The 21,192-nt window shown below is 49.7% G+C and carries 17 protein-coding genes; 10 read left to right on the top strand and 7 right to left on the bottom strand.

Going from position 1 to position 21,192, the window contains the following annotated elements; all coding sequences use genetic code 11:
• Positions 1 to 58: 58 nt before the first annotated feature.
• Positions 59 to 1,879 (bottom strand): excinuclease ABC subunit UvrC, encoded by a 1,821-nt coding sequence (uvrC, locus tag TBC1_RS09580; protein WP_062041406.1) that lies wholly within the window; start codon positions 1,877 to 1,879, stop codon positions 59 to 61.
• Between the two features lie 63 nt (positions 1,880 to 1,942).
• On the bottom strand, positions 1,943 to 2,998 hold the full coding sequence (thiL, locus tag TBC1_RS09575) for a thiamine-phosphate kinase (RefSeq protein ID WP_062041403.1): 1,056 nt from the start codon (positions 2,996 to 2,998) through the stop codon (positions 1,943 to 1,945).
• Positions 2,999 to 3,385: 387 nt separating this feature from the next.
• Between thiL and sufB the strand changes: the two genes are divergently transcribed.
• From sufB to TBC1_RS09545, 6 genes are all read left to right on the top strand, one after another.
• Positions 3,386 to 4,834: a Fe-S cluster assembly protein SufB gene (sufB, locus tag TBC1_RS09570; RefSeq protein ID WP_062041400.1), complete on the top strand. Its 1,449-nt coding sequence runs from the start codon at positions 3,386 to 3,388 to the stop codon at positions 4,832 to 4,834.
• A gap of 97 nt (positions 4,835 to 4,931) precedes the next feature.
• Positions 4,932 to 5,678, top strand: coding sequence for a Fe-S cluster assembly ATPase SufC (gene sufC / locus TBC1_RS09565; RefSeq protein ID WP_062041397.1), 747 nt, complete (start codon positions 4,932 to 4,934; stop codon positions 5,676 to 5,678).
• On the top strand, positions 5,657 to 7,111 hold the full coding sequence (sufD, locus tag TBC1_RS09560; protein WP_062041394.1) for a Fe-S cluster assembly protein SufD: 1,455 nt from the start codon (positions 5,657 to 5,659) through the stop codon (positions 7,109 to 7,111). Before sufC ends, sufD begins: the two co-directional genes overlap by 22 nt.
• Before the next feature lie 94 nt (positions 7,112 to 7,205).
• On the top strand, positions 7,206 to 8,420 hold the full coding sequence (locus TBC1_RS09555) for an aminotransferase class V-fold PLP-dependent enzyme (protein WP_137305665.1): 1,215 nt from the start codon (positions 7,206 to 7,208) through the stop codon (positions 8,418 to 8,420).
• A gap of 22 nt (positions 8,421 to 8,442) precedes the next feature.
• On the top strand, positions 8,443 to 8,874 hold the full coding sequence (locus tag TBC1_RS09550; RefSeq protein ID WP_062041385.1) for a SufE family protein: 432 nt from the start codon (positions 8,443 to 8,445) through the stop codon (positions 8,872 to 8,874).
• A gap of 26 nt (positions 8,875 to 8,900) precedes the next feature.
• Positions 8,901 to 9,224, top strand: a complete 324-nt coding sequence (locus tag TBC1_RS09545) for an SUF system Fe-S cluster assembly protein (protein ID WP_062041382.1) — start codon at positions 8,901 to 8,903, stop codon at positions 9,222 to 9,224.
• A 138-nt stretch (positions 9,225 to 9,362) separates the two neighbouring features.
• Here the strand turns inward: TBC1_RS09545 and TBC1_RS09540 are convergent, their stop codons facing one another.
• Both TBC1_RS09540 and rffA read right to left on the bottom strand, forming a co-directional pair.
• Positions 9,363 to 9,779 (bottom strand): PH domain-containing protein, encoded by a 417-nt coding sequence (locus TBC1_RS09540; RefSeq protein ID WP_062041379.1) that lies wholly within the window; start codon positions 9,777 to 9,779, stop codon positions 9,363 to 9,365.
• On the bottom strand, positions 9,776 to 10,906 hold the full coding sequence (gene rffA, locus TBC1_RS09535) for a dTDP-4-amino-4,6-dideoxygalactose transaminase (protein WP_062041376.1): 1,131 nt from the start codon (positions 10,904 to 10,906) through the stop codon (positions 9,776 to 9,778). The genes TBC1_RS09540 and rffA overlap by 4 nt, the downstream gene beginning before the upstream one ends.
• A 206-nt stretch (positions 10,907 to 11,112) precedes the next feature.
• On the opposite strand from rffA, the gene TBC1_RS09530 reads away from it, so the two are divergent.
• Positions 11,113 to 11,988: a DUF2147 domain-containing protein gene (locus TBC1_RS09530; RefSeq protein ID WP_062041373.1), complete on the top strand. Its 876-nt coding sequence runs from the start codon at positions 11,113 to 11,115 to the stop codon at positions 11,986 to 11,988.
• A 206-nt stretch (positions 11,989 to 12,194) separates the two neighbouring features.
• Here TBC1_RS09530 and TBC1_RS09525 read toward each other — a convergent pair whose 3' ends face one another.
• The gene (locus tag TBC1_RS09525; RefSeq protein ID WP_062041371.1) at positions 12,195 to 13,160 is read right to left on the bottom strand and encodes a hypothetical protein; all 966 of its coding nucleotides are present in this window, start codon (positions 13,158 to 13,160) and stop codon (positions 12,195 to 12,197) included.
• A gap of 2 nt (positions 13,161 to 13,162) precedes the next feature.
• Positions 13,163 to 14,614: an MBOAT family O-acyltransferase gene (locus TBC1_RS09520; RefSeq protein WP_062041369.1), complete on the bottom strand. Its 1,452-nt coding sequence runs from the start codon at positions 14,612 to 14,614 to the stop codon at positions 13,163 to 13,165.
• Positions 14,615 to 14,815: 201 nt separating this feature from the next.
• On the opposite strand from TBC1_RS09520, the gene TBC1_RS09515 reads away from it, so the two are divergent.
• The 3 genes from TBC1_RS09515 to TBC1_RS09505 are packed head-to-tail and all read left to right on the top strand — an operon-like array spanning position 14,816 to position 19,590.
• Positions 14,816 to 16,831 carry a tetratricopeptide repeat protein gene (locus tag TBC1_RS09515; protein ID WP_137305561.1) on the top strand — a complete coding sequence of 672 codons (2,016 nt, stop codon included), beginning with the start codon at positions 14,816 to 14,818 and terminating at the stop codon, positions 16,829 to 16,831.
• A gap of 9 nt (positions 16,832 to 16,840) precedes the next feature.
• Positions 16,841 to 18,544, top strand: a complete 1,704-nt coding sequence (locus TBC1_RS09510) for an AMP-binding protein (RefSeq protein WP_062041363.1) — start codon at positions 16,841 to 16,843, stop codon at positions 18,542 to 18,544.
• A complete protein-coding gene (locus TBC1_RS09505) occupies positions 18,541 to 19,590 on the top strand; it encodes a sulfotransferase family protein (protein ID WP_062041360.1) in 1,050 nt (349 codons plus the stop codon). The genes TBC1_RS09510 and TBC1_RS09505 overlap by 4 nt, the downstream gene beginning before the upstream one ends.
• Here TBC1_RS09505 and TBC1_RS09500 read toward each other — a convergent pair.
• Entirely contained in the window at positions 19,587 to 21,074 is a 1,488-nt protein-coding gene (locus TBC1_RS09500) for a B12-binding domain-containing radical SAM protein (protein ID WP_062041357.1), read from the bottom strand. The genes TBC1_RS09505 and TBC1_RS09500 overlap by 4 nt on opposite strands.
• Positions 21,075 to 21,192: the final 118 nt, after the last annotated feature.

Below are 21,192 nucleotides of genomic sequence, written 5' to 3'. Positions count from 1 at the left end.
ATTTACGGATTTTTCCGGTTGAAGCACCAGGATGATATACTATTGGGAGAGCGGCGGATTATTTATCCTGCTTTTTTTCTTTTTCCTCAGCAAAATGTGCATAAACAATTTCAGCACGGTTATTTCCGATGGCTGCCTTCAGTTCATCCAGGGTGGCCATTTTTATGTTTTTTACCGATTTGAATTTTCTCAGAAGGGTTTGGGCGGTTGCGCTGCCGATGCCTTCGATATCGCTCAGGCTGGTTTTGATGGTTCCTTTTTCGCGGCGCTTGCGGTGGTGGGTGATGCCAAAACGGTGCGCTTCGTCACGCATCTGCTGTATAACCCTCAGGGTTTCCGATTTTTTATCAAGATGCAGGGGTAGCGGATCACCCGGGAAATAAAGCTCTTCCAGTTTTTTGGCGATGCCGATCAGCTGTATTTTATCCTGCAGTCCTAGTTTTTGTATACTAGTCATTGCTGAGCTCAGCTGTCCCTTACCGCCGTCGATGATTACCACCTGCGGCAGACTGCTGCCCTCTTCGAGCAGCCTGCTGTAACGCCGGTAAACCACCTCTTCCATGGAAGCAAAGTCATTGGGTCCTTCAACGGTTTTGATGTTGAAATGCCGGTAGTCTTTTTTCTCGGGTTTCGCATGGCGGAATACCACCATGGCCGCCACCGGAAAGCTGCCCTGAATATTGGAATTGTCGAAACATTCCATGTGTACGGGCTGCTCTTTAAGCCCCAGGTCTTTCTTTATGGTATCGAGGATACGGTTTACGCGACGTTCCGGATCGACAAGTTCTTTCTGACGCTGTTTGTCGAGCTGGTAATACTTCGCATTGCGTTCCGAAAGCTCCAGCAACTGCTTTTTATCGCCCCTTTGCGGCACGGTATAGGTGATGCCCAGCAACTGAAATTCTGGCATCAGCGGAACGATGATTTCCGTTGCGCCGCTGGTGAAACGGGGATGCAGGTCTGCAATGGCTAGCGACAACAACTCTTCGGTGGTTTCGTCCAGTTTTTTCTTCAGTTCAACGGTATGTGATTGTATAATGGCCCCCGAAGCCACTTTCACGAAATTGACATAGGCCGCTTGAGCATCCTCAATGATTGAAAAAACATCCACATTGTTGATGGAAGGATTGACAACCAGCGATTTGCTCTGGAAACGGTCGAGCAGCTCAATTTTCTCCTTGATGATCTGGGCTTTTTCAAAGGCGAATGCATCGGCATGTTGTTTCATCAGTTCATGAAGCTGATTCCTCACCATCCCGATATTGCCGCGGATGATGCTCCGTATGCCGCGGATGGTCTCCATGTAATCTTCTTCGGACTGAAGTCCTTCACATGGCCCCAGGCAGTTGCCGATATGGAATTCAAGGCATACCTTGTATTTTCCTGCTTCGATCTGTTTTTTACCCAGGTTAAGGCTGCAGTTGCGCAGCGGATAGAGTTGCCTTACCAGATCAAGCAGGGTATTCATCATCTTCACGGAAGCATAAGGCCCGAAATACTCGCTGCCGTCCCTGATCAGGTTCCGTGTGGGAAATACCCTGGGGAATGGTTCTTTTTTGATGCAGATCCATGGATAGGTCTTGTCATCTTTCAGCATGATGTTGTAGCGCGGCTGGTACTCCTTGATCAGGTTGTTTTCGAGCAGCAGCGCATCGTATTCCGAATCCACGACAATCCACCGGATATCGGCAATTTTCGATACCAGCACCCTGACTTTTCCCGTGAGTGATGCATCCTTGTTAAAGTATGACATCACCCGCTTTTTCAGGTTTTTAGCCTTGCCGATATAAATTATCCTGCCCTCTTTATCAAAGTATTGATACACCCCGGGGTTTGAGGGCAGGGTTTTGAGAATTTTACTGATCTTTTCGGCTGGCATATCTTTCAGGCGCTGAGGATTTTTGTATAGCTGTGTTTAAATCGCAGGACCTCCTGAATGACATTATGCCTGTTTGTCGCGCATGTGATTGAATCCCTGCGCTTCAATAGGATAAAGGCTGCCACCCTCGCTGATCAGGTATTCGCCTTCTGCTTTTTCAGTCATATGGCCAATGATGTGGATGCCTTTAAGTTCTTTAAGTTTTTCAAAGTCATTCACATCGGCGGTAAAGAGCAGTTCATAATCTTCACCTCCGTTCATGGCTGCAGTAACGGGATCAATCTGAAATTCCGCGGCAACTTCTGCGGTTACAATATCCACGGGAATCTTGTTTTCGTAAATCCTGCAGCCCAAGCCGGAGTCTTTTGCTATATGGAGGATTTCCGAAGCCAAACCGTCGGAGATATCAATCATGGCTGTGGGCTTGATCCCGGCTTTTCTGAGTTTTTCAAGCACATCCGTTCTTGGCTCCGGCTTCAGTTGTCTTTCAAGGATATAGTCGAATCCTTCCAGGTCGGGCTGCATCTGGGGATTGGCCTTGTATACCTGTTTTTCGCGTTCGAGGAGCAACAGCCCCATATAGGCGCCGCCAAGGTCGCCGCTTACGCAGATCAGGTCGTTCTGGCGGGCGGTATTCCGGTAAACCACTTCATCTTTTGAAGCCCGGCCAATAACGGTGATCGAAATAAAGAGACCGGATACCGAGGAGGTGGTGTCGCCGCCGACAAGGTCAACTTTATAGCGTTCACAGGCCAGACGGATTCCTGCATACAGCTCTTCGAGAGCTTCTACCGAAAAGCGGTTTGAAACAGAAATCCCCACCAGCATTTGCTCAGCTTTCCCATTCATAGCCACAATATCGGAAATATTCACTGCCGCGGCTTTGTATCCCAGGTGTTTCAGGGGGGCATACGAAAGGTCGAAATGTACCCCTTCTATCAGTAAGTCCTTGGTAATAAGGCTTACATGATCGCCGTGGTCAATCACGGCGCAATCATCGCCCACGCCTTTCAGGGTTGAGGCATTGAAAGGTTTCAGCCCGGCCGTAAGGCGGTCAATCAGGCCAAACTCACCCAGCTCGGAGAGCTCTGTGCGTTTGGGCGAAATGTCTTCAGTCATGGTTGATATTTTTTGCAAAGGTAAACAATCTGTACTTTGCCGTTCAGCGGATTGCGGGACCAATTCCCGCTTCTGCTTCATTGATGGTTGCAATGCTGCCCGCGATCCTTTTAAATCTTTTAATCCGGGCAAAGTTGAATTTTTTTGATGGGTAAATAATGTTATTCAGGAGACTTTAAAGGCACAATCCGGATAATATCTTTCAGGGTGGCAGCAACAACTCACCATAACGATTGTTATGCATACAGACAAGGCCTGCAGAGAGAAAAAGAGAGTGGTGTCCGGGCGGGGTGAAATTCTCATACCCCCTGAAACATCTAAAATTACTATCTTTGCGGACTATCTTTATTTAATCTGATTAAGCACTCAATCAAGATCATAAGGGAAATGGAAAAGGACCCTAACAACATACTGGATGAAGTAACGCAGGGAGAGTACAAGTACGGTTTTTATACTGATATAGAGATGGAAACTGCCCCCAGGGGCTTGTCGGAAGACACCATCCGCTTTATTTCTGCCAAAAAGAATGAGCCGGAGTGGCTGCTTGAGTTCCGGCTGAATGCTTACCGCAAATGGCTCGGGATGACGGAACCCACCTGGGCACACCTGCACCATCCGCCCATCAACTATCAGGACATCATTTACTACGCTGCCCCGAAAAAGAAAAAAGAGCTGGCCAGCCTGGATGAGGTGGATCCCGAGCTGATTGAAACATTCAACAAACTCGGCATTTCACTTGAAGAGCAGAAACGTCTTACCGGTGTAGCCGTGGACGCGGTGATCGACTCGGTTTCGGTGAAAACCACTTTTTCGGAAACGCTTGAAAAACAGGGTATTATTTTCTGTTCATTCAGCGAGGCCGTACAAAAGGTTCCTGAACTTGTCAAGCAATACATGGGTACCGTTGTTCCGTCAGACGACAACTATTTTGCAGCCCTGAATTCGGCCGTTTTCAGTGACGGGTCATTCTGTTATATCCCCAAAGGGGTGCGTTGTCCCATTGAATTATCGACTTATTTCCGCATCAATGCCGCCAATACCGGTCAGTTTGAGCGTACGCTGATCATTGGTGATGAGGGCAGTTATGTGAGTTACATGGAAGGCTGTACGGCCCCCATGCGCGATGAGAACCAGCTGCACGCCGCCATTGTGGAGATCATCGCCCTGAAAGACGCCGAGGTGAAGTACTCGACCGTGCAAAACTGGTATCCCGGCAATAAGCAGGGCGAAGGCGGCATCTATAACTTTGTTACCAAACGTGGCATCTGCAAGGGAAACAATTCAAAGATATCGTGGACGCAGGTTGAAACCGGTTCGGCCATCACGTGGAAGTATCCCAGCGTGGTGCTGATGGGCGACCATTCGGTGGGCGAATTTTATTCGGTGGCGGTTACCAATAATTATCAGCAGGCCGATACGGGTTCAAAAATGATCCATCTGGGCAAGAACACCAAAAGCACCATTATCTCCAAGGGGATTTCTGCCGGATACAGCAACAACAGTTACCGCGGGCTGGTAAAGATGACCAAAAGGGCAGAAAATGGGCGTAATTTTTCGCAGTGCGACTCCCTGCTTTTAGGCGATAAATGCGGGGCACACACATTCCCCTATATCAAAACGGAAAACAAGACTTCTATTGTAGAGCATGAAGCAACCACTTCGAAAATTTCGGATGACCAGTTGTTTTATTGCAACCAGCGGGGCATCAGTACCGAAAGTGCCATAGGCCTGATTGTGAACGGCTACGCCCGGGAAGTGCTGAAGCAGTTACCCATGGAATTTGCCGTTGAGGCGCAGAAACTGCTCTCCATCAGCCTGGAGGGCAGCGTAGGTTAATGATGCTGCGCGACACTGCAGTCACCGGCGAGGTCAGATTTCGTATCAACAGTTTTATACAAAAGACTCAGAAAACTTTAAATAACAAAACCACATTATGCTTAGTATAAAAAACCTGCGGGTTTCCATTGATGGAAAGGAGATCCTGAAAGGGATCAATCTTGAAGTAAGGCCCGGAGAAGTGCACGCCATCATGGGCCCCAACGGAACCGGTAAGAGCACATTGGCTTCAGTCATAGCAGGCCGCGATATCTTTGAAATTGAAGAAGGAGAAATTCTTTACAAGGGCAAGAACCTGCTCGAGATGGCGGTGGAGGACCGTGCCAGTGAGGGGATATTTCTCGGATTCCAGTATCCTGTGGAAATTCCCGGGGTGAGCATCACCAACTTTATGCGTACAGCCGTCAACGAACAGCGTAAATATCACGGTCTTGATCCCATGCCGGCCAATGAGTTTCTGGCAAAAATGGAAGAGAAAAAGCGTATGCTCGATATCCATGCCAAGCTGGCCAACCGTTCGGTGAATGAAGGGTTCTCCGGAGGTGAGAAAAAGAAAAACGAGATTTTTCAGATGGCCATGCTGGAACCCAGTCTGGCGATACTTGATGAAACCGACTCGGGCCTTGATATTGACGCCCTGAAGGTTGTGGCCGGCGGAGTGAACAAGTTACGCAGGCCCGACAATGCCTTTCTGGTCATTACCCATTATCAGCGTTTGCTTGAGTATATCGTTCCGGATATTGTACACGTTTTGTTCGATGGACGGATTGTCCGCTCAGGCGGGAAGGAACTGGCCATGGAACTGGAAGAAAAGGGTTATGAATGGATCAGGTCGGAAGCCTGAATGCCCTAAATACAGGAATTATGGACGGAACAACAACCAATTACAATACCAGGGAAACTTTGCTTAAACTCTTTGATGAGCGCATTGCATCGTATGCCCTGTCAGATTCGCCTGAGGTGATTGCCGGGCGGCGTGAAGCCATTGCCGGGTTTGCACGCTCAGGATTTCCGCATACCAAACTCGAGAAATGGCGCAATACCGATTTGAGCAGGGTGCTGAATCATGGATTTACTTTTCCCCTGGCGCCGCAGGCAGCCGATGTTGATCTGGAAGAGATCTTCCGTTGCGAAGTGCCTGGATTCGATACTTATATGGTCGCCCAGCTCAACGGTTGGTTTATCGAAAGGGGCAATAAACTGTCACAGGCATCGCAGGGCGTGGTGGTATGCAGTATGGAAGAAGCCTTTGAAAAACACGCTGACCTTATTGCTGCGCATTATGGAAGATATGCTCCGGTTCATGATAACAGTCTGAGCGCGCTGAATACCGCCCTGTCGCGCGACGGAGTGTTTATTTATGTCCCTGATAATGTTGAAGTTAATGAAATCATACAGATTGTAAACCTGGTTCACTCGGCTGACCCTGTATTTGTGCAGCCCAGAAACCTGGTGATCCTTGGCAGGAACAGCAGCCTCCGCCTGGTACACTGCGACGATTCGGTGGACGATCAGGTGGGCTTTATCAATTCTGTGAGTGAAGTTGTACTTTCCGACAATGCCCGCCTTGATCATTATAAACTGCAGAACAAGAACGACCGGTCAGCGCTGATCAATAACGTCTTTTTTCATCTTGAAGCGGGCGCCAATCTTTCCACCAATGCTATCAGCCTCAACGGAGGACTTATCCGCAACGAGGTTTATGTAAGGCTGAATGGAAGGGGAAGTCACGCGGATATTCTCGGCGTTTACCTGATGGACAGGGATCAACACATCGACAATCAAGTGTTTGTTGATCATGCAGTGCCCGATTGTACAAGCAATGAACTTTTCAAGGGTATCCTTGACGATCAGGCCAGCGGCGTTTTCAACGGTCATATCCTGGTAAGAAAGGACGCCCAGCGTACCAATGCATACCAGAACAATAAAAATATCCTGATTTCGGATAAGGCCGTGATTGATTCAAAGCCTTTTCTCGAGATTTACGCCGACGATGTAAAGTGCAGCCATGGAGCTACCGTGGGCCAGCTCGACAGCGAAGCCATGTTTTACCTGCGGTCGAGAGGAATCAGTGCGGATAATGCCAGGATGCTGCTGATGTATGCCTTTGCTGCCGAGATTGTTAACAAAATCTCTATTCCTCAGTTGAAACAGCGGATCGATGATTTGGTGAAGAAACGTTTACGCGGCGAGCTTTCCATCTGTGATCAGTGTGTACTGCATTGTAATTCCAGGGAACAGAAGGTTTCTTTTGAAATTGACATGAGTAAAATCTGAGGGGATTCAATGCCTTCGCCGGATGAAATCCGGATCTTAAATTTAATAATCAAGCATAGCGATGAGTCCAGAGCTGAAAACGCAGGTTACCGGAATTGATCCTGAAAAAATCAGGGTTGATTTCCCCATTCTGGGCCGTAAAGTTCACAATAAACCGCTGGTCTATTTCGATAATGCCGCCACTACCCAGAAGCCACAGGTAGTGATTGATGCCCTGGTTAATTATTATACCGGGCTGAATTCGAATGTCCATCGGGGGGTACATTACCTCAGCCAGCAGGCTACGGTGGCTTTCGAAGAGGTGCGTGAGAAGATTCAGCATTTCGTTAATGCCAGGTTCAGTCATGAAATCATTTATACGCGGGGTTGTACCGAATCCATCAACCTGGTGGCTGCTTCATGGGGACGGGCCAACATCGGGCAGGGAGATGAGATCCTGATTTCGGGCATGGAACACCATTCCAACATCGTTCCCTGGCAGATGCTTTGCGAAGAAAAAGGGGCTGCACTGAAGGTTTGTCCCCTGCATCCTGACGGAAGTCTGGACATGCAGGCTTATGCTGACATGCTCGGTGAAAAGACCCGAATGGTTGCCATCACCCATATTTCCAATACGCTGGGCACCGTTAATCCCGTGAAGGAGATTACCCGCATGGCGCACGAAAAGGGCATCACTGTGCTGATTGACGGAGCTCAGGCGCTATCGCACATGAAGGTGGACGTTCAGGACATCGGCTGTGATTTTTACGCTTTTTCGGCGCATAAGGTTTACGGGCCTATGGGCATCGGAGGCCTTTACGGGCGGGAAGAGGTGCTGAATGCCATGCCACCGTACCAGGGCGGAGGCGAGATGATCAAAAACGTGACCTTTGAAAAAACCCTTTACAATGAGCTCCCCTTCAAATTTGAAGCCGGTACCCCCAATGTAGGTGATGTGATAGGATTTGGCGCTGCCATTGATTATATCAGCGGCATAGGGCTTGACCAGATCGGAGCCTGGGAGCACGAACTGCTTGCTTATGCCACGGAAAAACTGTCGGCCGATCCATTGGTCAGGATTATAGGCACTGCTCCCGGAAAGGCCAGCCTGATCTCATTTCTGATTAACGGCATTCATCCTTACGATGCAGGTACCATCATCGACCACATGGGCATCGCGGTGCGCACAGGAACACACTGTACCCAGCCGCTGATGGACAGCCTCGGCATTTCGGGAACCATCAGGGCATCCTTTGCGTTTTACAATACTAAACAGGAGATCGACCGTCTGATGGAGGCCATTGATAAGGTGAAGGAATTTTTTCTGTAAACTTTCCGAATAAGTCTTTATTATGAAAATAGAAGAAACCACCAGTGCGATTGTGAGCGAGTTTGAAAACTTTGACGACTGGATGGATAAATACAACTACCTGATTGAACTTGGGAAATCGCTTCCACTGATTGATGAAAAATATAAAGTTGAAGCGAACCTGATCCAGGGTTGCCAGTCGAGGGTGTGGCTGCATGCCGAGTTCGACGGAAACCTGATTCATTTTACTGCCGACAGCGATGCGGTAATTACAAAAGGCATTGCCAACCTGCTGATCAGGTCATTTTCAGGGCAAACGCCTCAGGATATCCTCGATTCTTCCACCGACTTTCTTAATGATATCGGGCTTACCGAGCACCTTTCGCCCACCCGGTCAAACGGAATGCTGTCGATGATCAAACAGATCAAAATGTATGCATTGGCGTTTAAAACCAAGGCATCCATGGGAAATTGACAGGGTAGCAAATTAAAACAAGACACATGATGGATCACGAAAAAACCCTGGATCTTGGCAATCAGATCATCGATAAACTTAAAACAGTTTACGATCCCGAGATTCCGGTGAATATCTACGATCTGGGACTGATTTATAACATCAGCATTGACGAACAATCGGTGGCGCACATCACCATGACCCTCACCGCACCCAACTGCCCGGTGGCTGAAACCCTCCCCGTGGAGGTGGAAGAAATCGTGATGACCATTGACGGGATTGAAGGCTGCAAGGTGGAAATTACTTTTGATCCTCCCTGGACAAAAGACATGATGAGCGAAGAGGCGTTGCTGGATCTGGGGTTTTTGTAGACAGGATCTACAGGATTTACAGATTGGGTTATCCTGGTCCCGTAATGTTACTGACAGGATTTACAGGATTTACAGGATCTACAGGATTCACAGGATATATAGGTTCCTGAGGTCTGACATTTACCGGACTGGTTTTTTTTACCGTTTTTTCAACTCTATTTCCGGATTGATTGACTTAAGCAACTCAATAAATTCTTCTTGTTTTACCGGGGATATCATTATGGTTTCCCTGTTCCGAAAGCGCAGTTCCAGCCGTTTCAGCGAAAGGGCCGGCGATGACAGCGGATTACTTGTCGGCCGTATGCTTTGCAGGCTCATCAGGTCAAATGTTTTTTTGTAAAAGAGTCCGCAGGTAACGGTAAGTCCGTTTACCGGATGAATGCGGTAATGGGTCCGGAAATAGATCGAAACCATAAAGACGATCAGTGGCAGCATCAGCAGTCCGATAAACCACGGTTTCTGCAACAGCAGCAGGATAAAAATCCCTATGGTAAAGAGGGTTGCCAGCGTGTACCAAACCGAACGTTTCGAACGGAAGAAAAAGGTGGCGTTCATCTCTCGAAAAATGATTTAATGCAGGCAGCGATATAACCGGTTTCGTCTTCGTTCAGTCCGAAGAACAGAGGTAGCCGGATCAGTGTGGATGCATAGCGCACTGCATCGGGCAGTTCACGGCCGTCGTGCTTATTGCTGAAATAGGGCGAAGAATGAAGGCTCAGGTAATGAAAGACAGCATGAATACCCTGCCCGGCCAGGTGGTTCAGCAATTGATCCCTTTCTGCCTGTGAATTGGCAGTGATGTAAAACAGATGGGCGTTGTGTGCGGCATAATCAGGCACGTAAGGCAGGCCGATATACCCTTTATTTTCAAGCGGGCTGAGCAAATTCCGGTAGCGTTGCCAGCTCTCCATCCGGTTTTGCTGGATGATGTCGAGGTGTTCGAGCTGGCCGTAAAGAAAGGCCGCTGTAAGTTCGTTGGGCAGGAATGAACTGCCAAGGCTTACCCATTCGTATTTCTCTACTTCCCCACGGGAAAAGGCAGCACGGTTGGTTCCTTTTTCGCGTACAATTTCGGCCCGTTCTATAAGCGAAGCATCGTTCACTACCAGCATGCCACCTTCTCCTGAGGTGATGTTTTTCGTTTCGTGAAACGAAAAAGCAGCCAGGTGCCCGAACGATCCCAGGGGAGTGTCATTGCAGAATGCATCCACGCACTGGGCAGCATCTTCAACAACAAAAAGCCGGTGCATCGCGGCAAGTTCCATGATGGTCTGCATATCGCAGGCGATACCTCCGTAATGCACCACCACGATGGCACGGGTTTTTTCAGTGATCAGACCGGCAAGGGAGCCGGCATCAATATTGGGGTTTAGCGGGTTGCTGTCGGCAAACACGATTTTTGCGCCCCTCAGCGCGAAGGCATTGGCCGTGGAGACAAACGTATAGGAAGGCATGATTACCTCGTCTCCCGGAGCGATACCGAGCACCAGGGCAGCCAGTTCAAGTGCATCTGTACAGCTGGTGGTAAGCAGGGCCTTGCGAAAACCATACCGCTCTTCGAAAAATCCCTGGCATAATTGTGTGTAGTGCCCGTTGCCGGCCAGGTGGCCGAGGATGGCCGCTTCGGAAAGATGAAACGCTTCCCTGCCGGTGAAATGAGGCTTGTTGAAAGGAATTTTCATACCCCTTGTTTATTCCGCTAAAGTAGCCAAATATGGTAAATGTTTTGCAGTTGGCCTGACGTACCGCTGAAATTCAGTTTTTATTCCCGTGACAAGTGCAATTTGTCTACAAAACCATATTTGTTGTTTAAAAAATTGGTTTATGGTGTTATTTTTGCATCAGCCTCAGATGTTATTTCAAATCTATACACCAAAATCATTGTGCCATGAAATTCAAAATTTTGACGCTTGCTCTCATGTTTGTGACTTCGGCAACTTTTGCCCAGACACAACCGGAAAAGCAGTCGACCAAAGAATCTGAAACAGCAAAACCTTCGGTAGTTGTAAAGCAAATGAAGCCCGCAGGTACTGCTGCGAAGGAGACGAAAGCGCAAACCACAAAAGAGGTGGCTCCCAAGCCTGCACCCCAGGTAACGCCGGCAAATCAGAAGGGTGTGCCACAGAAACAGGTTCAGGGTAAGGTTGCTCCGGCCGATAAAAAAGCCGCTCCTCAGAAACAAGCCACCAAAGAAGTTGCCCCGGCCGGGAACCCCAAATCCGTGGCTCCCCAGAAAGCAACACCGGCAAATCAAAAAGTTGCACCGCAAAAGCAGTCATCCAAAGAAACAGCACCTATTAAGCCCAAATCAGTTGCTCCCGTAAAGGCTTCGGACGAAAAGAAATCACCGGTGACCACGCCCAAGGACATTACCGGGTACTGGCTTACTGCCAACAAAGCGTCTATCATTCATTTTACCAAAACAGGGGATGTGTATAATGGTAAAATCGTATGGCTGCGCCAGCCCAACGACAAATCGGGCAAACCGGTAAGAGACGTGAATAACCCGAACAAGGCCAAAAGGAACAACCCTGTGCTTGGCACCCAGATGGTTTATAACCTGAAATACAATGCTGCCAAAAAGATTTATGAAGGTGGAAAGGCTTACCAGCCGCAAACCGGTCGCACATTCGACTGCAAAGCCAAAGTTACTGGCAATGGAAACGTGCTGGAGGTTACCGGTATCGCTGGTTTGTCGATGATCAGCAAAACCCTTACCTGGTCACGGACCAACGGCATCCCGGGCAAAGGAAGCCTGAAATAAAATATTGCATAGTATCTGCTGAAGTATACAGCTGATAAAGCCAGCCTGACGAGCCGGTTCACCTTGAAAGGGGATGTTATTCCGGCTTGTCGGGTTTCTTTTTTTTGGAAATTGTATTCAGGAGTTGTTGATACAAAAATCTGCCTGCCTGTTCACGCATAAGCCGGAACAAGATAAGCGGGCATCTTGTCCGTAGATTTCCGCTTTTACGGGTTGATGTGTGCCTGCATCCTTGCCCTGAATTTTTCGCTGACGATATCGGCACCCCGGGGATTCACATGGTCTGCATTGAAAAACAACTCCGGCCTCCCGCTCAGCGCTTCCCTGAAATCAAGCAGAATATAGTTTCCACTGACTTCACCGGCGATTTCTTCAATCTGCCGGTCAAGGTTATCCAGATCGACCAGTTTACGGGCGTGCATAAGGTACTCATCGGTGAGGGGCATCCTTACCAGGACGGGGGTAATGCCGTAATCACGGCAGAGGCTGAGGATTTTCCGGAAATAGGTTTCAGGGCCCTTGTCGGGCTTATTGCCATAGCCTGCGAGGTAAGATGTAGCCCTTTCGAGCCCCAGCGCATTCCGGTCAGGTTCTTCTGCAAAGTTCCGGTAATCGCGCGGAGGGCGATACCCGTTTTTCACCTGGGTGAAATCGGCATCGCGAAAGAGTACCGACATGTAAATAAACTTGTAGTTTCCGATATAAGCGCAGAAGCGGCCGGTAAACCATTTGATGTAATAGTCGTAATCTCCGGTTTCCCTGGCCAGGGCCGGATAATCCACATATTTGCGCCAGTACCCGTCGAACTTCAGGGTGTTTTCGGCTTTGGGGCTGAAGTTGGCCGGATCCACTGAGAGCACGGCATATTCAGGGGCCTTCCCTGTTTTCTCAAGGATGTATTTCAGCTTATAATAGGTCTGGGTGTACACCTCGCCCGGCGATGCATAATTGAAACTGTTGCCGGTAATTGCCGGATTGATCATGTCGTGCGAATTGCCCAGCATCAGAAAGGTAAGGGTGTCGTTGTACTCCTCAAACTGCCTGTCCTGGTTCCGGTTCAGGCGGTGGTAGATCATCGTGCGGTCATAAACAGCATTCAGCACTGCATTCACTGCCAGTGTCAGCAGCAGGAATATCAGCGCATTTCTGAAAAACTGTTTTTGTCTGTCCATCTTTAAAACTGGAAATAAAAGAATTCCTGGCGTGTAAAAATCCCGAAAATAAGCAGAAAGAACAAAACGGCCAGATATGCAGCAAGCCTCACGGGCAGCGGCCGTTGCATAAAATGCTCCTTCCATCCCGGCCGGCCGGCCAGCGCCTCAAAGCGCAGCATAAACACAATCAGGATCAGGCTGAGGGTAAAGTCGTTGTTTTGCAACATTTGCCTCAGGGCAATGCCGGTATTGCTGAAGTCGGCGATATTTCCGATCAGGGTGAGGGTGGAGGAGAAACTGTGCTGTCCGAAGAAAAAGCCTGTGGCACTGACCAGCAGAAAAGTTGACGCCTGGTTCAGTGCTTTGAGCAGCGCGGGGGCGGCAGCCAGCCCGCTGAAGCGGTTAAACTTTTCCATCATGGGCTTGCTGATAATGGCAAGGGCCATATAGATGCCATGTATTAATCCGAAAATCAGGAAGTTCCATTGGGCGCCATGCCAGAAGCCCACCAGGGTGAATGTGATGATCAGGTTCAGGTTAAGGCGCCAGGCAGCTGTTTTGCCCCTGAATCTGGAGGGCAGCGAGAAGTAGACGTAATCCCTGAGCCAGGTGGTGAGGGTAATGTGCCAGCGGTTCCAGAAATCAGCCACCGACCGGGCTGAGAAAGTCCGGTTGAAGTTCCGGCTCAGCCTGAAACCCATCAGCCGGGCGGAACCAATGGCAATATCGGTGTAACCTGAAAAGTCGGCATATACCTGGATAATCAGCAGGGGGAGTGCGATGGCGATCTGTATACCGTGAAAGTATTCAGGTTGTCCGTATACCGGCTGTACCAGCATGGCAATGCGGTCGGCTATCACGATTTTCTTGAACAACCCCCAAAGGATCAGCCGAAGTCCTGAAGCGAAAGCAGCCGGATCGAAGGCGTGTTCCTGCCGGAACTGCGGCATCAGGTTGCGCGCCCTTTCGATGGGGCCGGCTACCAGCTGAGGAAAGAAGGTGACATACAGGGCAAAAATTCCGGCGTGTTTTTCTGGTTTTGTAACTCCCCTGTATACGTCGATGACATATCCCAGCGTTTGAAATGTGTAGAATGAAATCCCGACAGGGAGCAAAATGGCATAATACGGAATTTGTCCGGGAAGCCCCGTCAGATCCGACAATCCGGAAATCAGTCCGGTGAAGAAGCCCAGATATTTGAATATGAACAGCATGCCCAGGTTGACGGTCAGGGCAGTCCATAGCCAGGGCTTCTTCCGCTTTTTAACGGTGTGGGCTTCCATGCCCAGGGCTGCATAATACGAAACGGCGGTGGCGGCCATCAGCAGCAGCACATACTCTACCTTCCACATGGCGTAAAACAGGTAGCTTGCCGCCAGCAGTAATATCCAGCGCCATTTTCCCGGAAGCGCATAATACGCCGCTACGGTGAGCGGAAGAAATATCAGGTATCCGATGGAATTGAACAACATGTGGCCGGCGCATTGTGCCGGACAAAAGTAGGGAAAATGCAGTTTTTCGGCGAATTTATTCCAAAATCGCCCGGGCGGTTGGCAGGGGGTTCCCGGATAAACACTTACGGGTCAATCTGATTTTTGTGTTACTTTGCGCCTGAAAACGGAGATACCCGGCTGCCGGGATCTGAATCCGGCGCTTTACGTAACCTGTGCATTATGAGTACGCCCAAGAAGAGGAGCAAACCCCTGACTTCCAAACCGGAAAAGAAGGCAAACACCCGATCGTGGGGCAATCTGCCTTATCATCTTCTGATCACGGCATTTGCGTTTATTCTATACGGAAACACCATCAATAACCGGTATTCTCTCGACGATGTCTATGTTACCGGAAAGAATCCCCTCACCCAGCAGGGTATCAGGGCCATCCCCGCCATCTTCTCATCGTATTACATCAACCTGAATGCCGAGGAGGGCGGACAGCACAACTTCGGTTACCGCCCGCTGGCCAAAGCCACTTTTGCCCTTGAGTGGCAGTTTTTCGGCGAGAATCCCCACGTGAGCCATTTCTTAAATGTCCTGCTTTACGCCCTTACCGGAATCCTGCTGTTTATACTGTTGCGGCGGCTGCTCGGAAAATATCATGTGTTGTTACCCTTGCTTACCGTGATGTTGTTTCTGGCGCACCCCCTGCATACCGAAGTGGTGGCGAGCCTGAAGAACAGGGAAGAGCTGCTCAGTTTTCTGGGAGCCCTGCTTTCGCTGAAATACTTTCTGAGATTTTGCGATTCAGGTAAAAAGATTAACATATTGTGGGGTACCTTGTTTTTTGGGCTGGGCTACCTGTCCAAAGCCAATGTGATGACCTTTCTGGCGGTGATTCCGCTGGTGTTTTATTTCTTTACGGATGTCAGACCCCGTCAGATATTGCTGATGCTGATTCCGTTGCTGCTGGTGCTGGCCGTTGCGGTTGTGGTGCCAAGAATTTTTCTGGGTGAGACCACCCGTTCCCTGCAGTTTATCGAGAATCCTCTGCTTATGGGCGCCTCCCTTGCCGAGCGTCTGGGGACCTCCATGATGGTGATGCTGTTTTACCTTCAGAAACTGGTTTTCCCCCATCCGCTGGGGTTCTACTATGGATTTAATATGATTCCCGTTACCGGTCTGGCAAACCCGATGGTATGGCTTTCGCTGCTGATCCATTTAGGGTTGCTTGGATTTGCATTGTGGAAGATCAGGGAAAAACACCTGCTATCATTTGCCATACTTTTCTACCTGGTGAATATTTCGCTGTTTTCCAACCTGATTGCTCCTCCCACGGGAATAGTGGCGGAGCGCTTCCTCTATATTGCTTCCCTGGGATTTGTACTTGCGCTGGTTTACGGGATATTCAGGATTTTCGGCCCGGTTACTGCCGGAGAGCTCTTGCCGGCCAGGGTGAAGAATTACGCGGTACTCATTGCGGTGATTCTTGCCATCCCGGCTACCGCCAAAACCATCGACCGCAACCGCGACTGGAAGGATGAGCTGACCCTTTATGCCGCGGATATGCCCTATCTGGAGCAATCGGCTAAAGCTAATTTTATCTATGCTACCAATCTGCGTTCTTCGGTAGTGGAAAGGCTGAAATCGGGCGTGCCGCGGCAGCAGATTGTCCCTGATGCCCGGATTTGCATAAAGCATTTTAAACAGGCAACCAGGGTGTATCCTGCCTATGCCGATGCCTGGAATAACCTGGGTGAGTCATTTCTGCTGCTGCTCAACGAGTCCGATTCGGCGATACAGTACTTTGAAAAAGCCGTGGAGCATAATCCGCAGTTTACGGCTGCGTTTTATAACCTGGGTTACACCTATCAGGTGACCGGTCAGCCTGAAAAAGCCATTTCGAATTACGAAAGGGCGCTGGAACTCCAGCCTTTCGAGATCAGGGCCATGTCGAACCTTGCCCAACTCTATCAGAAGACCGGACAAACCGAAAAGGCCATTGCCCTGAATGAAGATATTATTACGATAGAGCCCGGGCTGGACCTGCCCTACATCAATCTGGGCACTTATGCCATGCGCGGCGGGGATGCTGCCAAAGCCCTGGAATATTTTGAGCAGGCCATCCGGATTAACCCGAATAATTTTGAACTCAATATGCGGCTCCGGAATTACTACCAGAAGGTTGGCGATTCAGCGAAAGCCGATTATTATCTTGACCTGGCGCGCCGTTCAGGACGGCCTCAACAATAAGTATCACCGATGCCCGAAAACTCTGCCTACTATCAACCTGAGCTTACCCTGCCTGATCTGCTGAAGCGGGCTGCTGCATACCCTGCGCCTCTGTATACCGGTTATATGGACGAGAAAGGGGAAATTGACAGACAAACCTATGCTGAACTTTTGAATGAGGCCACTTCGCTTGCCTGCGGATTACAGGCGCTGGGGATGCTGTCCGGCGACAAAGCCATCATTGCAACCCGGCAGAACCGGGAAACCATCACCCTGCTCTGGGCCTGTTTCCTGGCGGGGGTAGTACCTACGGTGCTCCAGCCGCCCCTTACCTTTTCGGGATACAACCCTGCCGTGGAGAAACTGAAAAATGTTTACCGGCAGTTCGGAGAACCTTATATATTTTTCAGTGAGGAAATGGCTGAGACTGATGGGCTTCCTGATGAAAAAGTTAAACATGTCAATGATCTTGATTGTAGCGGAAACTTTGAAGCACCGTATCTGCAACCCGGCGACCTGGCATTTGTTCAGTTTTCGTCGGGCAGCACGGGCGATCCCAAGGGCATTATGCTTACCCATCAAAACCTGATGGTAAATATGGATGCCATCCGGATCGGCCTTGATCTGCATTTCCCTGACCGCACCGGTAACTGGATGCCTTTGTTCCACGATATGGGGCTGATCGGGTACCATCTGGTACCACTTTATTGCTCCATTTATCAGTTTCACACCGAAACGATAGATTTTATAAAGAATCCCGGTTTGTGGCTTGATCTGATGAGTGGGTCCCGGATTAACGTTACCGGCTGTCCGAACTTCGGGCTGGCGTTGGTACTTCGCTATCTGAGCAGGAAAAAGACCCTGCCGGACTGGGATTTTTCTTCGATGAAGGCCATGCTCAACGGGGCAGAGCCAATCTCGGTGCAGATTATGAACGATTTTGTGGAGCGCCTGCAGCCCTTCGGATTCAGAACCGAAGCCATGATGCCGGTTTACGGGATGGCCGAAGCCACGCTGGCCATTTCATTTACGCCCCTGATGCGGCCTTCGGTGATCACTGCCTTTGATGCGACCAGACTCGATCTGGAAGGCATAGCCGTGGAAGTGCCGGTGGATGATCCGGGTGCCAGGCTGCTGTCGGGCGTGGGCATTGCCCTGAACGACACGTGGATCCGTATCACCGGTCATGACGACAGTCCGGTAGAGGACGGAATGACGGGCCACATTCAGTTGAAAGGACCCGGTATCACCAGTGGATATTACCGGAAACCCGAAGCCACCCGGGCTGCCTTCTGCGGAGAATGGCTGCGTACCGGCGATATCGGTTTCTTTTACAAAGGCAACCTTTATGTGAGCGGCAGGCACAAGGATATTATTTTTAAAAACGGACGTAACTATTTTGCCAACGATCTGGAAACCATGGCCTGCACCGTCGACGAAATCAGTTATGGCAAGGTTTGTTTCGGTGGTACAACCAGCCGCGAAACGGGACATGATAAAGTGATCGCTTTTCTGGCCGGTTCGCCCGGTGAAAAGGCCACGGAGACCTTCAGGCAGCTGCGCAACCTGCTGCGGGCCAACCTGGGCATTACCGTTGATGAGCTGGTGATGGTTAAATCCAATGAAATCCCGAAAACATCAAGCGGGAAACTGCAACGGTATAAGCTGATGCAACGCTACCTTGCCGGTGAGTTTGCCGAAACAACCCTGCCGGCTGCTATTCTGAACATATGACAACAAATATTATAGACGTCCCTTTCTTTTTTATCATCGGCCGCCCGCGTTCGGGCACCACATTGCTTCGCTCCATTTTTGATGCGCACCCCAACGTGGTGATTCCATTCGAAAGCCCGGTAATTCTGAATCTTTACCGCAAGTACAAAAAAGTACGCACCTGGGACGAGGCCGCCGTTGATGAACTGTATGCCGACCTTAGCAAACAGCCCTATTTCGAACGCTGGAGGGTGGAGAAAGAGGGGTTGAAGGAGCGGATACTCGGTTATCAGGGAGAAATCAGTTTTCATCTGCTGATAAGGCTGGTTTACCAGGGGTACCAGTCGGTGTTCGACAAGACTGAAACCCTGTGGTTCGGCGATAAGAATCCGGTTTATTCCTTTTATGCCGACCGTCTTTTCAGGATGTTTCCCGACGCGAAGTTTATCCACATTACCAGGGATTACCGCGATAACCTGGTTTCGTTGCGAAAAGTAACCTTCGAGGCGCCCATCCCGGCCCTGATCGCCTATCGCTGGGTCAGGGCCAACAAGCTGATGGACAAAATTATCCGCAAAGCGCCCGATCAGGTACTCCGCCTGCGTTATGAGGATCTGGCCGCTGCCCCTGAGGAGAAAACCCGCGAAATCTGTAATTTTCTGAATCTGGAGTTCTATCCGGAGCAGCTTGAATACCGGAAAAAACTGGAAGGGGCCAAAGAGCGTGCCGCCGAATACCAGATCCGGAACCATGAGAGCCTGATGAAACCGGTAAACACGGGCCGCATTGCCATCTGGAAGGACGCGCTGACTCCGGAAGAAGTAAAGGTAATGGATATGGTTGCCGGTCGCAATGCAGACGAGCACGGTTATGAAAGGGAGTTCAGGGGTAGTTATCCCTTGCTGATGATCAGATCGTTGCCGGTGTTGCTCTACGCCCGTATGATGAACACGGCCATGCGGCTGGGCAGCCTCCTGCCTTACGGACCGGCTTCATGGGTTTTTATGAAGTTGCAGGTGTTTTACAGGATATACCGCAAAGCTGCCACCCGAAAATCCGGCGACTAATGCCTGCCGGTAAACCGCCTTACCATATATTTCCACCAGATGGCATAAATAATGGTCAACACAGGATTGGTCAGGCGGATATACCATGAACGTTTTCTGCCTATCCATTCGAGGTTTCGGTTAAGGTTGCCCGGCTGATCCCCGAGCAGGTCCTCCAGCACAATGCGCCCGTAATTGTGATTGGTTCCGTAAACCCAGTAGGCCGCTTTAAAGTTTCCGGTCCGCCACAATGTCTTAAACATCATTTTGCGGATATTATCCTTTTTGTAAAGCTTCATCCAGATGTCGCGCATGGTTTGCTGCAACGCTTCGCGGGTCATATGGTTGGTACCCATCGTGGCTTCCTTGAAGTGGTAATGCTTCCAGTCTTCGGGATAATTACAGAGATCGATCTTTTTCTGGTCGCGCAGCCGGAAAAACAGGTCGGTGCCCGGCAACGGGGTCATGATGCTGGTTTGCATGGCATCAATGCCGCTGTTCAGGCAGAATTCCATTCGATTGTATAAATCCTGCGTGTTGTCGCTTTCCATACCGAAGATCATAGCTCCCAGGACGGCTATACCGTGTTTGTGGATTTTTCTGAAGGCTTCCTGGTAGTAATCCACTCCCTTCTTCAGGTTCAGTCGTTTGCGGGCATCTTTAAGGGCTTCGGGTTTTTCGGCCTCAATGCCAAGCAAAATCAGGGTGCAGCCGCTTTTGGCCGCCCAATGCAGCACTTCGTCGTTATCGGCAAAATTCATGGCCGCCTGTCCGAACCACAGCTTGTTGATTTTCCGCTCAACCATTCCCCTGAAAAGCCGGATGGCCCGCTCTTCAGCCCCTTTGTTGGTATTGATCAGGTGATCGTCAACAATAAACAACAGTGGCCTGTCTGTCTGTTCCAGTTCATCAAGTACCTCTTCAACCAGGCGTTCACGGTATTTTGAACCACACATTTTGGTGACCGAGCAGAAATCGCAGCCCATGGGACAGCCACGTGAAATTTGTATCAGATCATACACATAGGGGTATTTTTTGTAAATATCCCTGCGTATAAGCGGTATTTTATCAACCGGGGTAATTCCACCCTGGTACAATTTCTGAACGCTGCCCTCCTCAAAATCCCTGATCACCTGGGGCCAGACCAGTTCGGCTTCGCCCGAAACCGTGGTATCAACATAGTTGACGACCTCTTCGGGCATCATGCTGGCATGGATGCCGCCCATCACGGTATGCACCCCCTGACTTCTGAACATGGCCGCTAGTTCATAGGCGCGAAAAGCATTGGCCGTAAAGGCGGTGAAACCTACCATATCCACAGGCCGGAAGGTGCACAGTTCAAAACTCTCATCAATCAGTTCCACCTCCCAGTGGTCAGGTGTAAGCGCGGCAATTATACCGAGCCCCAACGGCATGTAACTGGTGCTGGGGTCATTTGAAAAGCCCAGCCGGTGCTGGTTTATCGGATTTATCAGAAGCAGTTTTCTCTTCCTTTTTTCGGTCATTTCAATCTTCGGACTCTAATTCCGGTGGCAATATTACTAAATACTTTTATCCTGATGTGTGAAATTTCATTTTACATTTCCGGCTTTGCTGTATTGGTATTTGAAACTTCCTAACTTT

The organism is Lentimicrobium saccharophilum (assembly GCF_001192835.1).
Classification (GTDB): Bacteria; Bacteroidota; Bacteroidia; order Bacteroidales; family Lentimicrobiaceae; genus Lentimicrobium; species Lentimicrobium saccharophilum.
The sequence above is the reverse complement of the archived record's forward strand: the minus strand, read 5'-3'. Positions and strand labels throughout refer to the sequence as shown.

Coding starts and splice junctions, on each gene's coding strand:
- uvrC (WP_062041406.1), bottom strand. CDS start 1,879: ATGCCAGCCGAAAAGATCAGTAAAATTCTCAAAACCCTGCCCTCAAAC.
- thiL (WP_062041403.1), bottom strand. CDS start 2,998: ATGACTGAAGACATTTCGCCCAAACGCACAGAGCTCTCCGAGCTGGGT.
- sufB (WP_062041400.1), top strand. CDS start 3,386: ATGGAAAAGGACCCTAACAACATACTGGATGAAGTAACGCAGGGAGAG.
- sufC (WP_062041397.1), top strand. CDS start 4,932: ATGCTTAGTATAAAAAACCTGCGGGTTTCCATTGATGGAAAGGAGATC.
- sufD (WP_062041394.1), top strand. CDS start 5,657: ATGGATCAGGTCGGAAGCCTGAATGCCCTAAATACAGGAATTATGGAC.
- TBC1_RS09550 (WP_062041385.1), top strand. CDS start 8,443: ATGAAAATAGAAGAAACCACCAGTGCGATTGTGAGCGAGTTTGAAAAC.
- TBC1_RS09545 (WP_062041382.1), top strand. CDS start 8,901: ATGATGGATCACGAAAAAACCCTGGATCTTGGCAATCAGATCATCGAT.
- TBC1_RS09540 (WP_062041379.1), bottom strand. CDS start 9,779: ATGAACGCCACCTTTTTCTTCCGTTCGAAACGTTCGGTTTGGTACACG.
- rffA (WP_062041376.1), bottom strand. CDS start 10,906: ATGAAAATTCCTTTCAACAAGCCTCATTTCACCGGCAGGGAAGCGTTT.
- TBC1_RS09530 (WP_062041373.1), top strand. CDS start 11,113: ATGAAATTCAAAATTTTGACGCTTGCTCTCATGTTTGTGACTTCGGCA.
- TBC1_RS09525 (WP_062041371.1), bottom strand. CDS start 13,160: ATGGACAGACAAAAACAGTTTTTCAGAAATGCGCTGATATTCCTGCTG.
- TBC1_RS09520 (WP_062041369.1), bottom strand. CDS start 14,614: ATGTTGTTCAATTCCATCGGATACCTGATATTTCTTCCGCTCACCGTA.
- TBC1_RS09515 (WP_137305561.1), top strand. CDS start 14,816: ATGAGTACGCCCAAGAAGAGGAGCAAACCCCTGACTTCCAAACCGGAA.
- TBC1_RS09510 (WP_062041363.1), top strand. CDS start 16,841: ATGCCCGAAAACTCTGCCTACTATCAACCTGAGCTTACCCTGCCTGAT.
- TBC1_RS09505 (WP_062041360.1), top strand. CDS start 18,541: ATGACAACAAATATTATAGACGTCCCTTTCTTTTTTATCATCGGCCGC.
- TBC1_RS09500 (WP_062041357.1), bottom strand. CDS start 21,074: ATGACCGAAAAAAGGAAGAGAAAACTGCTTCTGATAAATCCGATAAAC.